Source organism: Synechococcus sp. RC10B2, assembly GCF_047502635.1.
This window is the reverse complement of the sequence record NZ_JANSHO010000034.1, coordinates 1-12,639: the sequence shown is the minus strand read 5'-3', so window position 1 is coordinate 12,639 and position 12,639 is coordinate 1. Positions and strand designations below refer to the sequence as shown.

General features: G+C 60.2%; 11 protein-coding genes and 1 tRNA gene. 3 read left to right on the top strand and 9 right to left on the bottom strand.

The genetic code is table 11. The annotated features are described in order from the left end of the window. Positions 1-66: 66 nt before the first annotated feature. Both NW855_RS04495 and NW855_RS04490 read left to right on the top strand, forming a co-directional pair. Positions 67-957 (top strand): lysostaphin resistance A-like protein, encoded by an 891-nt coding sequence (locus tag NW855_RS04495; RefSeq protein WP_414389892.1) that lies wholly within the window; start codon positions 67-69, stop codon positions 955-957. A gap of 649 nt (positions 958-1,606) precedes the next feature. Then, positions 1,607-3,739 (top strand): caspase family protein, encoded by a 2,133-nt coding sequence (locus tag NW855_RS04490; protein WP_011429560.1) that lies wholly within the window; start codon positions 1,607-1,609, stop codon positions 3,737-3,739. Here NW855_RS04490 and NW855_RS04485 read toward each other — a convergent pair. Both NW855_RS04485 and NW855_RS04480 read right to left on the bottom strand, forming a co-directional pair. Further along, a complete protein-coding gene (locus NW855_RS04485; protein WP_414508400.1) occupies positions 3,736-4,407 on the bottom strand; it encodes a DUF1614 domain-containing protein in 672 nt (223 codons plus the stop codon). The genes NW855_RS04490 and NW855_RS04485 overlap by 4 nt on opposite strands. A 369-nt stretch (positions 4,408-4,776) precedes the next feature. Continuing rightward, complete coding sequence (locus NW855_RS04480; RefSeq protein ID WP_011429558.1) at positions 4,777-6,171, bottom strand: malic enzyme-like NAD(P)-binding protein; 1,395 nt, start codon at positions 6,169-6,171, stop codon at positions 4,777-4,779. 162 nt (positions 6,172-6,333) lie between these two features. On the opposite strand from NW855_RS04480, the gene NW855_RS04475 reads away from it, so the two are divergent. Further along, positions 6,334-6,933, top strand: coding sequence for a chromophore lyase CpcT/CpeT (locus NW855_RS04475; RefSeq protein ID WP_071813501.1), 600 nt, complete (start codon positions 6,334-6,336; stop codon positions 6,931-6,933). A 33-nt stretch (positions 6,934-6,966) separates the two neighbouring features. Here NW855_RS04475 and NW855_RS04470 read toward each other — a convergent pair whose 3' ends face one another. From NW855_RS04470 to NW855_RS04440, 7 genes are all read right to left on the bottom strand, one after another. After that, positions 6,967-7,233, bottom strand: coding sequence for a hypothetical protein (locus NW855_RS04470; RefSeq protein ID WP_041438869.1), 267 nt, complete (start codon positions 7,231-7,233; stop codon positions 6,967-6,969). A gap of 275 nt (positions 7,234-7,508) precedes the next feature. Further along, entirely contained in the window at positions 7,509-8,120 is a 612-nt protein-coding gene (locus NW855_RS04465; protein ID WP_011429555.1) for an ATP-dependent Clp protease proteolytic subunit, read from the bottom strand. A gap of 27 nt (positions 8,121-8,147) precedes the next feature. Continuing rightward, positions 8,148-8,729, bottom strand: a complete 582-nt coding sequence (locus tag NW855_RS04460) for a Uma2 family endonuclease (RefSeq protein ID WP_011429554.1) — start codon at positions 8,727-8,729, stop codon at positions 8,148-8,150. A 17-nt stretch (positions 8,730-8,746) separates the two neighbouring features. Next, complete coding sequence (locus NW855_RS04455; protein WP_011429553.1) at positions 8,747-9,379, bottom strand: ATP-dependent Clp protease proteolytic subunit; 633 nt, start codon at positions 9,377-9,379, stop codon at positions 8,747-8,749. Positions 9,380-9,527: 148 nt separating this feature from the next. After that, on the bottom strand, positions 9,528-12,002 hold the full coding sequence (locus NW855_RS04450) for an ATP-dependent Clp protease ATP-binding subunit (RefSeq protein ID WP_011429552.1): 2,475 nt from the start codon (positions 12,000-12,002) through the stop codon (positions 9,528-9,530). A 119-nt stretch (positions 12,003-12,121) separates the two neighbouring features. Beyond that, positions 12,122-12,195: transfer RNA gene (locus NW855_RS04445), tRNA-Arg, on the bottom strand. Between the two features lie 150 nt (positions 12,196-12,345). Then, positions 12,346-12,639: tocopherol cyclase family protein (locus NW855_RS04440; protein WP_414508399.1), on the bottom strand; the 294-nt coding region annotated here is incomplete at its 5' end.

Here is a 12,639-nt window from a genome sequence, read left to right as displayed (position 1 = left end):
TTCTCTCCTTCCTCTTGAATACCTGTACCCTATTTTAAATTAAAAGGCTGTACCTCTTACTTTTTTATGTCCAGATCCCCCGCCTTGCCGCCTGCCGAGCCGGGTTCAGCCGGATTTTCAGCGCTGAAGGCCCGCTATCTGCTGCTGGCTTTCCTGTCGATCAACGGGGGGGTGGGTCTGGGGGTTGTCGCTTTGGCCAGGCTGTTGCCTCTGCCCTCGGACGATCCGGTGCTGGCCTACGTTGTCTATTGCGTCACGTTTGTGCTCACTTGTATCTGGAGCTGGCAGCGCGGGCGACGAGCCCATTTGCAGATGAGGCGGCTGTGGGGCAACTGGCGAGCTGCGATTCCCTGGGGATCCCTGCTGCGGGTAGTGCCGGCTTTGGTTGTGCTCTCCATGGGCACCACTTTGCTGATGCTCTACTGGGTGTCGCTGTCTTTCCCGGAGCTGGCGGAGTCGATGCTGGACTCCCTGGGGGAAGAGGAGGGGGAGACAGCCTGGCCGCAGGTGTACCAGGGGTTGCGCTGGCTCTCGATTGCAGTGGTGGCCCCCATAACGGAGGAATGGCTGTTTCGCGGCATTTTGCTCCACCGCTGGAGCCTCAAGTGGGGGCTTGACAGAGGCCTGCTGGCTTCTTCCGTGGTCTTTGGCCTACTGCACCCTAACCCACTTGGGCTGACGGTGTTTGGCCTGGTGATGGGGCTGCTCTACCTGAAAGCACGCTCCTTGAGCTTACCCATCCTGGCCCATGCTTTGAACAATATCCTGGCTCTAGCGCTGGGATCCCTGGGAGGAGGGGTAGTGGAACAGGTGGATCCCATCGGGAGCTTTCACCTCTACTACAGCCTGTGCTGTCTAGTTTTGGCTGGGTTCATCGTGATCCCTTTCCTCCGCTGCCATTGGCCGGAACGGGGGGCTCACTTGCCCTATTTTGTAAATTGCCCGCACTCATGCTGACACATAGAGTGCAGGCTTTGGGTAGCCCTGCAGTTGGCAAGCCAACCAAGGGCCCCCCACACCCCCCGTGTACGGGGGGCAGGCCGGCTTACAGCAGCCCCCAAAACCGCAATCACATTGGCACCGTTAAAATCTGCCTCCCCTTCCCAGCCCCAGGCCGGGTTCACACAACGAAAACGCTTCCCTTCCTGCTGGCCAAGCCATAAACATCGGTGGCCGGTTTGCAAACTGTCGGCAGGCGGCACCACCACAACCTTGACCCCGGCCCCACCGCCTTGGAGTGCAGAAACTGCCTCAGTTGAGAAAACGCCCAACTGTTCGACCGCCAACGCTCTGTTTTGCTGCGCGGCTGTTGATTGACACGCTCCCGTATCCCCCGTGTACAGGAGGAAAAGGGCGGGCCTCCTGCCGTTTCTAGCTGAACTCCTAAGCGGCCTTGGCGTCGGTATCCCCAGACGGAAAGGACTTGAGGCGGGATCCCGCCAAGAATGTAAACGAAACGCCAAAAACTGTCACCCGATCCCTCGAAAAAGCTGGAGGGGTGGGGATATCCTGAAATAGGCAGCAACAGATCCGGTGCAGAGTTGAGCTGTGGCTCGTTCGCCAACAGGGTGGCTGTTACGCCAGCGAGGCAGCCCACAGGGTTGACATGGAAAGGCGGTCTTTTCTACAAAAGTTACTCCTGGTTGCTGCCGGCCTTGGTCTCTCTCCCGGCTGGTTGGTGGGTCAGGCTGAGCGCTACGGGCAAGCTTTGGCGGCCAGCTCCCGCAAGTTGGCTCTCTTGATAGGCATTAACCGCTACCCCGGCGAGGGATCCCCGTTACAGGGGTGTGTCACGGATGTGGAGCTGCAGCGGGAGCTGCTGCGGTATCGCTTTGGCTTTGACCCGGCAGACATTCTCATCCTCACCGATGGAGCTGCCACTTCAAGCGCGATCCAGTCAGCCTTTGCCGAGCACTTGGGAAGTGCAAGTCAGACGGCTGAAACGGTAGTGGTGCAGTTTAGCGGCTACGGCCAATGGCGGGCGGGATCTTCGCCCGAGCGCTGGCAGCCGGCGCTGCTGTTGGCTGGCCCTGAAGAAGCGGCGGCTATGGGTCTGGAGCGCTTTTTCCAGCTTGTGCAAAGCTTGGGCACAGCCCAGCTCACGACCGTACTCGATTGTGGCTTTACCTATGTTGCACCCGCAGTACGGGGCAACTTGCAACTGCGCTCCCGCCCGCCGAAAGTCCCCAAGGAAGTAGCCTCTACCTCCCCAGAGGCGGTGGCTCCCGGTCGCCTGCCTTCTGGTGAAGTGCAGCAGATTTGGCCCTCTCCGCCCAAGGGGTTGTTAATTGCCGCCACCACCCCCCAAGATTTGGCGGCAGAAGCCGCTTGGCCGGGATTTCATGCAGGGATACTCACCTACCTGTTGACGCAGTACCTGTGGGAGACCACACCTGCCACCCGCCTGCTGATAGCCTTCAACCAAGTGGCCGGTCAGCGGGAGCTGGGCCTGTTTGCTTGTCAGCGCCCCATCCTGGAGGGCAAAGAAACGGCTCGGCGCATCCCGCCCTACTTCCTCACCCCCCCTCAGGTGGGAGTCAGCGGCGCCATCCAGGAAGTGAAGGGGAATCGGGCCCAGGTGTGGCTGGGTGGGATCCCACCGGCGGCACTCTGCGGCTTGCAGCCAGGTACTCTTTTGGTTCCCATTGCTGCCGAGCCTTCCACCGCCTCGCCGGTGCCGCTGCTGATTCGTTCTCGCAGCGGCCTGTTGGCACAGGTGCAGCCGGCCAACGGGGAAGGTCAATTTCCCCCCGTGGGCACGCTGGTGCGGGAGCAGTTGCGCAGCCTCTCCAGCAGCCTCAAGCTTTTGGTGGGTCTGGAAGACAACTTAGGCCGCGTTGAAAAAGTAGATCTGACCAACGCCATCGCCGGCTACAGCTGGATGGAGACGGCCAACCCGCGCGAGCGCCAGGTGGATTGCCTGCTGGGCCGCATCACCCCCGAAATGGCCGCCGCCTTTCAATTGGACGCTCTGCCCAAACCCCTGGAAGTCAACAGCTACAGCCTCTTTTGGCCGGGGCGAGAATTGCTGCTCAATTCCTGCGGGCCGGCTGGGGAAGCTGCCGCTACGGCAGTGCAGCGGCTGGTGCCCCGTCTGGCCCATCTGCTGGCGGCCAAGCGCCTGCGGGCTACCCTCAACGCGGCAATCTCGCCGCTGGCGGTGGTGGGGGAATTGTCCACCAAGGGCAAACCCTTGCGGGGGTCACGGCTTGCCCAAGGGGCCGCTGCTCCTGGCGAGCCAGGCATGCCACGCTTTATGCGCGGGGATCCCCTCTATCTCACTCTGCGCAACGAGGGCGAGCAGGATCTGTTCGGGTACCTGTTGATGGTCGATTCCAGCGGGCAACTGCACCTGCTGGCCCCCATGCCCCAGGAGGACTTTGCCCTGCCGCTGCGCCTGGAGGCCAAGAGCAGCCTGACTTTGCCACCTCTGCCTGAGATGGCTGGCAATTCGCGCTCTGCCGTCAATCCCGATCTGCTCACCTGCCATGCCCAGGGGCTGACCGAGCTGCTGTTTGTGGCCAGCACTCGCCCCTTGTCGGCCAGCTTGGAAGCCCTCAAAACCATGGCCCGCAAGCTGGGGGTAGCCCGTTCGCCGCTGTTGCTCAATGGGCCGCTGGAATGGACGCAAATTCTCCTCGAGGAGTTGACCCAGCGTGCCCCCGAAGGGGATCCCGACTTGCGCTGGCTGGATCCCGGCCAGGCTGTTACCCTTTCCCTCACCTATTTGCTGGTTTAGCTCAGCAACAGGGCAAACAGGCCACAGAGAGCAATGCCATCGAAAACCCCGGCCCCGCCAATGCTGAGAATGCCCGAGCAATTGCGCCGCAGCACCTCCGGCAAGTGCAGCAGATCCGCTCCGATCACCGTGCCCAAAACCCCGCCAGCAAAGGCCACCGCCGGCGCCTGATCTCCAGCCCAGAACATGGCGGCCAAGGCTGCTGTAGCTGGGGCAATTAGAGGATTCATCTGAATGCCGATCCCGGGCACCACGTGGGAAGCATAGTAGCTGACCAAGGTTACCAGCGCCGTTACCGCCAGGATCAGCACGCTATCGGCCCGCCCAAATTGGTATACGGCCAAGAGCACCGGGATCAGCCCCCCGCCCACGTTTAAGGCAATCACCGTCTCCTGGGAAAGCTTGGTCAAAGGGATCCCCCAAAACTGCCGCATCCACAAGCTAGCTAGGTCTTCTACCAGCGTCACCTCGCATTTCACTCGATAGAGGGGAATATTGACCGAGCTGCCCACCAGGATGGCCAGCAGCAGTAACAGCGCTCCCTCCCGCGAGAACCCCAGCTTTCCCACCGCCAGCGCCACCACATCCACTGCCAGCCCCAGCCAGAGGAAAGGCAGCAGCAACACCAGCATGAAAAACAACAGCAGCGAGACCGGCAGGTAGAACATGGCAGGGATCCCAAACTTTCCTCCAGCCTATCAGGACTTAGTCCGGCTTCCTCGACTCTAGGTAGAGAGGATCCCCGATCTTGTAACAAAAATAACAAGCAAGTCTCCGGTTAACTCTGTCAGAGCCCAAAGATCTTATTGCAAATATCTTGAGCAACTTTGCAACCGGCGCGCCGATTGCTGGGAGTTGTGGATAGAGCAATTTGATAGTGCGGATCTCCGCAAAAGCAAATCGTAAACTACCCGGCTCCGACCGCCCCCCTTCCCCCCCAACCCCCCGTATACGGGGGGCAGGGGGGCGGGGGGATTGAGGGGGGTACAGTGCGGGGCTCCTGCTGCCTTCCACCCGCTTTTGGCCAGGGGGAACCCTCAAGGGATCCCGGCCACTCCTGTTTGGCGGGCAGCTTGGATCACGGCGGCAGCCACCTGAGGAACTACCCGCCCATCGAAGACCGAGGGAATGATCCACTGGGGATCCAAATCTTCCGGTGGGATCAAATTGGCAATGGCCTGGGCGGCAGCCAGGCACATCTCAGTGTTGATCTGCTTGGCGCGGCAATCGAGAGCGCCGCGGAACACCCCTGGGAAGGCCAGCACATTGTTGATCTGGTTGGGGTAGTCGCTGCGCCCGGTGGCCATCACGGCGACTCGATCTGCCACCAGCTCGGGCTGGATCTCTGGCACCGGGTTGGCCAAGGCAAAGACAATGGGATCCGGCGCCATTTTCTCCACCATCTCTGGTGTCAAAGCATTGGCCACGCTCACCCCGATGAACACATCTGCTCCCACCAAAGCCTCTGCCAGGGATCCGCTCTCCTCAACGGCAACGGCAGCTTTCTCGGGGGTGAGGTCGGCGCGGGAGCGGCTGAGGATCCCTTGGCGGTCGCAGACCAGGATATGTCTGGCCCCGGCCCGTCGCAGCAGTTGAGTTACCGCAATACCGGCTGCTCCTGCCCCGTTGAGGACAATGCGCACCTCCTCTAGGCTTTTTTTAACCACCTTCAAGGCATTCAACAACGCTGCCAGCACCACAATGGCGGTGCCATGCTGATCGTCGTGGAACACCGGCAGGTTGAGACGGGCCTTGAGCTGCAACTCGATGGCAAAGCAGCGGGGGGCGCTGATGTCCTCCAGGTTGAAGCCGCCAAACCCCGGCGCCAGGCGCACCACCGTCTCCACAATTTCCCCCACCTCCTGGGTGGCCAGGCAGAGCGGGAAAGCATCGATATCAGCAAAGCGTTTGAACAGGGCTGCTTTTCCCTCCATCACTGGCAGAGCCGCCTCCGGGCCGATATTCCCCAGGCCCAGCACGGCGCTGCCATCGGTTACGATGCCAACGCAATTGCCCTTGATGGTGTATTCATACACAGCGCTGGGATCGGCGGCAATTTCCAGCGCCACCCGACCCACGCCCGGGGTATAGGCCATGGCCAGATCGGCGGCGCTCTCCAGGCGGCTTTTGGCCACCACCTGTAGCTTTCCCCCCCGGTGCAGCTCAAAGGTGCGATCCACCACCCGCTCCACTTTTACGTTGGGCAAAGAGGCAACAGCGGCGCGAATTTGCTCGGCATGCTCGCTGCTAACGGCATCCACGCAGATTTCCCGCACCGTTTCGGCTGCCGATTGGTGGATGAGGTCGATCTGGCTGAGGCTGCCTCCCACCTCGGCAATAGCTTGGGTAACACGGGCCAGCGCTCCTGGCTGGTTGGGCAGGCGCAGACGTAGAGCAATGCTGTAGCTGGAGCTGGGGGTGAGTTTTGTCATAGCTTTCTATAGTAGAAGAAAAATTGCCTTCAGCAGAGCAAGCTCCTCAACACTGAGCCCTCCGGTTCGGCACCCAACCTTCTCCCTCCGGAAGCAGGGTTGGGGGTGAGAATAACCCTAGGATCGAGAAATCCCGAAGACAGGCGATCCTCCTTCTTGCATATGACAGCTTCTGCTGCGGCAACTTCCGATTCCGACCTCAATACTTTTGCCGATTGGCTGGAAGGTTACTACAGCAACCGCGCCCAAGCCATGGCAGAACCGGTGTGGTTTGTACCGGTGAGCCTTTGGTACGTGCGCCTTCCCCACCTGTTTTCAGAAGGAATCGGCTTTTTTACCGAGCAATTTAACGAGCACACGCCGGGCCGGTTTTACCGCAGCCGGGTGCTGCAGGTATTGGCGGATCCCTTGCGGATCGAGAACTATAAGTTGCGGGATCAAGCGGCTTGGGCAGGTGCCTCTCAGGATCTGCAGCGCTTGGCGCAGCTTTCTCTGTCTGACTTGCAGCATTTGCCCGGTTGTCGCATCCTCGTAGAAAAGCGCGCAGACTGCTACCACGGCCAGATGCTGCCGGGCGGTGGCTGCCGCCTCAACCCCGGCGACAGCACCTACATCCACATCGAGTTTGACCTCACAGCCCAGGAATTCATCACCTGGGATCGCGGCTTCGACGCCACCACCGGCCAACAAACTTGGGGATCCCGCGCCGGCCCTTACCGCTACCAGAAAAGGATCCCTGTGGTATTTCCCCCTCGCCCCTAAGGGTTCGGAAAACTGTTGGGCTAGCTAGGAGGGCTATGGGAACAAAAAAGGAAACAGGTCGCGGAAACCCCTGCGCAGCTTGAGCAAAAAGATCAGCCGCTCCACCTCTGGAGAAACAGATCCGGTTTCGGGCCGGGCTGCCAGGGCTGCCTGGAGTTGCAGAGCTTCGCCAGCGGTGAGGGGCTGATTATCGACCGGAGAGCGAGCCTGCAAATCTGGCTGCGCCCGCAGCACCTCCTCAGGGATTTCAGAAGCCGGGGGCAAAGCCAAGGCCTGATTCGGCGGATACAGCAGGAACACCAGCAGACTGGCCCATCCACTGCTCCTTTTGACCCAATGCTTTCGGTTCACCGGATGCAAATCTCTCGGTCCACTCCGCCTTATCCTAGCTACCCCAGGGATCCTCAGCCCCTCTCCCGGCACCCTAGAACCAGTACCGTATAAGCCGGGGAACATCACACCTGCCGGAATCCAGGCCCGTCAAACGGTCAAACCACAGCGAGCCAGTCCTCAGCTCCCTAATCTTACTCGGGATCTTGCCCAGGCCGTCTTTTTGCAGCGAGCCAAAATCCCCCTTAGCCGGCCATTGCTTCCGAGCGCTCTTGGATCACTCGGTCTACAATGCCGTAGGCTTGGGCTTCCGTAGCCGAGAGGTAGAAATCCCGCTCCACATCCCGCTCGATTTTCTCCAGCGGCTGGCCAGTCATTTGCGCCAAGAGCTCATTCATACGCCGCTTGACCCGCAAAGTTTCGCGGGCGCGAATTTCGATATCGCTGGCCTGACCTTGGATCATCCCCAGGGAAGGCTGGTGCAGCATGATGCGGGAGTGGGGCAGGGCAAAGCGTTTTCCCTTGGTGCCGGCAGCCAGCAAGAAGGCCCCCATCGAGGCTGCTTGGCCCACGCAAACGGTAACAATGTCGGGCTTGACGTGGTTCATGGTGTCGTAAATGGCCATGCCCGCCGTTACAGAGCCACCAGGAGAGTTGATGTACATCACAATATCCTTTTGCGGATCCTGGGAGTTGAGGTAGAGCATCACCCCCACGATGGTATTGGCCAGGTTGTCGTCGATGGGCTCGCCGATAAACAAGATCCGCTCTTGGTACAGGCGGTCGTCGAGGCTGATCCACTGGCTGTAGGGCTCACCGGGCAGACGGTAGGGAACGCGAGGCACTCCAATCGGCATAAGTTTCTCCTGGCAAAGTACAGAACACTACACAGAACGATGCGCTTGCAAGAGGTCTTGCGCGCTCAAATCTAGCTGGGGCAAAACCGAGGAAACAATGCGTTCAGGGCCGGTTTTAACCTCGTCTTCGTATTCCCCGCCAACCCAGCGCGACACCGACTGCTTGGCGGGATCCACAATCCAGTATTCCAGGATCCCACGGGCAGCATAGTCTTTGCGCTTGTCTTGATAATCACGTTTTTCATTGTCTATTCCAGGAGAAACCACTTCCACCACCAGCAGCGGCGGGGGCATGGGCAGCCGAAGGGTTCCGCGACCGTTCCCCAGCAAGCTCACATGGTCAGGATGTAAAACCATCACATCTGGGTTGCGAAACCGAGCCTTGGCTGCGGGCACTTCGACCTCAACTTGGCCCAAGCTCAGGCGTTGGACGGGCAAAAACTTGAGCAATTCCGCAATCAGAAACAGCTCAATGAGGGTGTTAATGCGCTCCTCAGTTGGCACTTCCCGAATATACCCGTCTTCAAGTTCAAGCCGTCCTTCATAAGGCCAGCTTTTGAGGCGTAGGTACTCCTCCGCCGTTAAAGGCTGTACAGGGACCTGAACCATCGACGGATCCCTCTGCTTCAGCTTTTGGCTGTTGCCAACTTCGGCAGGGCTTTGGAGCTGGTCAACACCTGATCGATAAGACCGTAGGCTTTGGCCTCTTCCGGAGTCATGAAAAACAGCCGCTCCGTATCCTTCTTGATGCGCTCTATGGGCTGGCCCGTGCTGCGAGATAATTCCTCCAGCATCATGTTGCGCAAGGTCAAGATCTCGCGGGTGCGAATTTCAATATCGCTGGCCTGTCCACGGGTGCCCCCATACGGCTGATGCAGCACGATCGTGGCATTGGGCAAACTGGCCCGGAACCCCTTGGCGCCCGCCGCCAACAGCATGGCCGCCATGCCAATGGCATTGCCAATGCAGATGGTATGCACCGGCGGCTTGATGTAGTTCATCGTATCCAGAATGGCAAAAGCTGCCGTGTCGTAGCTGTAGGTGCCCGTCGAGTTGATGTACATCTTGATCGGCTTTTCCCGATCCTCGTACTGCAAATACAGCAATTGTTCCACAATCAGCTTGGTGACGTTGGCATTCGCCTCCTCGGCCAGGGGCAGACCCAGATAGACAATGCGCTCTTGCAGCAGCAGCGAAGCCAAATCGGGAGGCGGAGTCCGAACCGGAGCGCCGCCATAGTAGTAGGTCGATTGCACCATGCCAAAGTTCTCCTACGGCCAATCCCTTGACTCTAGAGACAACTTCCTAGAACGACAGCACAGATGAAGGACAAGAGCAAGGGATCCGAGAACAGCAGCGGATCCCTTGTCTTCCTAAGAACCAGAACCTGAAGGGGAGGCGGCAGCTTTACTCCGCTCCCTGGGGCAAGAGCACCCGCTCCGGCTCCGTGACCAGCACCTTGGGCTTACGCTCCTCGTCCACATCGATGAGGACTTCTGATCCCTCTTTGACGTGGCCAGTCAAGATCTCTTCTGCCAGGATGTCTTCCAACAGGCGCTGAATAGCACGGCGCAGCGGACGTGCCCCATAGCTGGGGTTGTAGCCCTCCTCCACCAGCAGATCCTTGAAGCGATCGCTGACCGTGAGGTAAATCTTCTTCTCCTTCATGCGGTCGAACACTTCCTTGAGCAGGATGTCGGCGATCTGCTTCACTTCCTCCTTGGTCAGTTGCCGGAAGACGATGATCTCGTCCACCCGGTTGAGGAACTCGGGGCGGAAGTACTGCTTCAGCTCCTCGTGCACCAAGTTGCGGATGCGGTTGTAGTTCGCATCTTCGTCGTTGGTGTTGAACTCGAAGCCGAGGCTGCCACCACCCTTCTCGATGACCTTCGAGCCAATGTTCGAGGTCATCACGATCAGGGTGTTTTTGAAGTCCACCGTGCGGCCCTTGGCGTCGGTCAGGCGGCCGTCCTCCAGGATCTGCAGCAGCAGGTTGAACACGTCCGGGTGGGCCTTCTCGATCTCATCGAAGAGCACCACCGTGTAGGGACGGCGCCGCACCGCTTCCGTAAGCTGCCCCCCCTCGTTGTAGCCGACATATCCGGGCGGGGATCCGATCAGCTTGCTGACCGTGTGCCGCTCCATGTACTCCGACATGTCGAGGCGGATCATAGCCGACTCGGAGCCGAAGAAGTAGGCCGCCAGGGCTTTGGTCAGCTCGGTTTTGCCTACCCCTGTTGGGCCGGAGAAGATGAAGCTGGCGATGGGACGGTTGGGGTTTTTCAGCCCCACGCGAGCCCGACGAATGGCCCGCGAGATGGCCCGCACCGCCTCATCTTGGCCGATGATGCGCTGGTGCAGGGTTTCCTCCATGTGCAGCAGCTTCTCCGACTCGCTCTCGGTCAGCTTGGCCACTGGCACGCCCGTCCAGGCGCTCACCACTTGGGCGATGTCCTCTTCGGTGACCTCTGGCATCTCTTGGCGGCTGCTTTCCTCGGCTTTTTTGGCCGCCGCAATGGCGCGGATCTGCTGCTTGATCTCCATCTCCCGATCCCGCAGCTCGCCGGCCCTGTCGAAGTCTTGGGCCCGCACCGCGGCATCCTTCTCCTTAAGCACCCGCCGCAGCTCCTGATCCAGCTCCCGCGCCGCCGGCGGCAGTTGCGAGTTGATCAGGCGCACCCGCGAAGCCGCCTCGTCGATGAGGTCGATGGCCTTGTCCGGCAGGAAGCGGTCAGAGATGTATTGGTCGGCCAGCTTGGCCGCTGCCTCCAAGGCCGCGTCGGAGATCTTCAGCTTGTGGTGCTGCTCGTAGCGCTCCCGCAGGCCAAACAGGATCTCGATCGTCTCTGAAACGCTCGGCTCGCCCACCATGATGGGCTGGAAGCGACGCTCCAGGGCGGCATCCCGCTCGATGTGCTTGCGGTACTCATCCAGCGTGGTGGCGCCGATGCACTGCAGCTCGCCGCGGGCCAAAGCCGGCTTGAGGATGTTGGCGGCATCGATGGCCCCTTCGGCAGCCCCGGCTCCAATGAGGGTGTGCACCTCGTCGATGACCAGGATGATGTTGCCGGCGTTGCGGATCTCATCCATGATCTTCTTGAGGCGCTCCTCAAACTCGCCGCGGTACTTGGTGCCAGCCACCAACAGGCCGATATCCAGGCTGACCACCCGCTTGTCGGCCAAGATGTCGGGCACGTCCCCCTGCACGATGCGCTGGGCCAGACCTTCGGCGATGGCGGTCTTGCCCACGCCCGGCTCGCCGATAAGAACGGGGTTGTTCTTGGTGCGGCGGCCCAAGATCTGGATCACGCGCTCGATCTCCCGCGTCCGACCCACCACGGGATCCAGCTTGCCCTCTTGGGCCAATTGGGTGAGGTTGGAGCCGAATTCGTCCAGGGTTGGCGTCTTGGTGCGGCTGGAAGACCCACCCCCTGCCGTCACTTCGGCGGTCTCGCCCAACATGCGGATCACCTGGGTGCGCACCTTGGACAGATCCACCCCCAGGTTTTCCAGGACGCGAGCAGCTACCCCTTCCCCTTCGCGGATCAGGCCCAGGAGCAGGTGCTCAGTGCCGATGTAGTTGTGGCCGAGCTGGCGAGCTTCTTCTAAGGAGAGCTCCAGCACTCGCTTGGCGCGGGGAGTGAAAGGGATCTCGACGGCCACAAAGCCGGATCCCCGGCCAATAATTTTCTCGACTTCAATGCGGGCGTCCTTCAAGTTCACTCCCATGGACTTGAGAACTTTGGCGGCGACCCCAGTGCCCTCGCCGATTAACCCCAACAAGATTTGCTCGGTGCCAACGAAATTGTGACCCAACCGTCTGGCCTCCTCCTGGGCCAGCATGATCACCTTGATGGCTTTTTCCGTAAAGCGTTCAAACATGATCCTCGGGCTCCCTACGCCTGCATCAAGGCGGACTTGATAGGCCTAATCCTAACACAGGATTCAGGCCAACTAAGGGACGGTAAATACCCCAGACGAAAAATCATCTGGGATCGTGACGCGCCTGGAGAGATTTGAACTCCCGACACCGTGGTCCGTAGCCACGTGCTCTAGTCCACTGAGCTACAGGCGCAAGCTATCTACCTGCAAGAAAAGCGAAACAGCCACGGTTGAAGACCCGTCTCTCCTATCCAGAGATGGAAGCTTATCAATGTGGCTTAGGTATTCTAGCACAAGAGCGTTTTTTGGGAAGTCCAACGGGGGTGTAGATATCCGCCAACGTTCAACAATGCCCTGGCCAGGATCGCGGAACTTCTCCCCCCACCTCGAGGCCGGCTTGGGAGCTGCTGGCCGCAAGCACCTGCGTCCAGACCTGGCCGTTGCGCTGCCACAGCCGCACCTGCAGATGGCCGGCCAGGGTGTCGCGGCAGTTGCGCCGCATCCCTTCCGGGCCAGGGGTGAAGACGGTTTGCCCAGGCCGCTGGGTGTGACCTTCCAGTTGGATGCACCAACGGGCGTCTTCGCCGCGCACCTGCCAGGATCCCCAGGGATCCACCTGCCAGGTTAGCCGAGCTTG

What these genes read in the sequence shown, in the direction of transcription:
- NW855_RS04495 (WP_414389892.1), top strand. Translation starts at nt 67, where the DNA reads ATGTCCAGATCCCCCGCCTTGCCGCCTGCCGAGCCGGGTTCAGCCGGA.
- NW855_RS04490 (WP_011429560.1), top strand. Translation starts at nt 1,607, where the DNA reads ATGGAAAGGCGGTCTTTTCTACAAAAGTTACTCCTGGTTGCTGCCGGC.
- NW855_RS04485 (WP_414508400.1), bottom strand. Translation starts at nt 4,407, where the DNA reads ATGTTCTACCTGCCGGTCTCGCTGCTGTTGTTTTTCATGCTGGTGTTG.
- NW855_RS04480 (WP_011429558.1), bottom strand. Translation starts at nt 6,171, where the DNA reads ATGACAAAACTCACCCCCAGCTCCAGCTACAGCATTGCTCTACGTCTG.
- NW855_RS04475 (WP_071813501.1), top strand. Translation starts at nt 6,334, where the DNA reads ATGACAGCTTCTGCTGCGGCAACTTCCGATTCCGACCTCAATACTTTT.
- NW855_RS04465 (WP_011429555.1), bottom strand. Translation starts at nt 8,120, where the DNA reads ATGCCGATTGGAGTGCCTCGCGTTCCCTACCGTCTGCCCGGTGAGCCC.
- NW855_RS04460 (WP_011429554.1), bottom strand. Translation starts at nt 8,729, where the DNA reads ATGGTTCAGGTCCCTGTACAGCCTTTAACGGCGGAGGAGTACCTACGC.
- NW855_RS04455 (WP_011429553.1), bottom strand. Translation starts at nt 9,379, where the DNA reads ATGGTGCAATCGACCTACTACTATGGCGGCGCTCCGGTTCGGACTCCG.
- NW855_RS04450 (WP_011429552.1), bottom strand. Translation starts at nt 12,002, where the DNA reads ATGTTTGAACGCTTTACGGAAAAAGCCATCAAGGTGATCATGCTGGCC.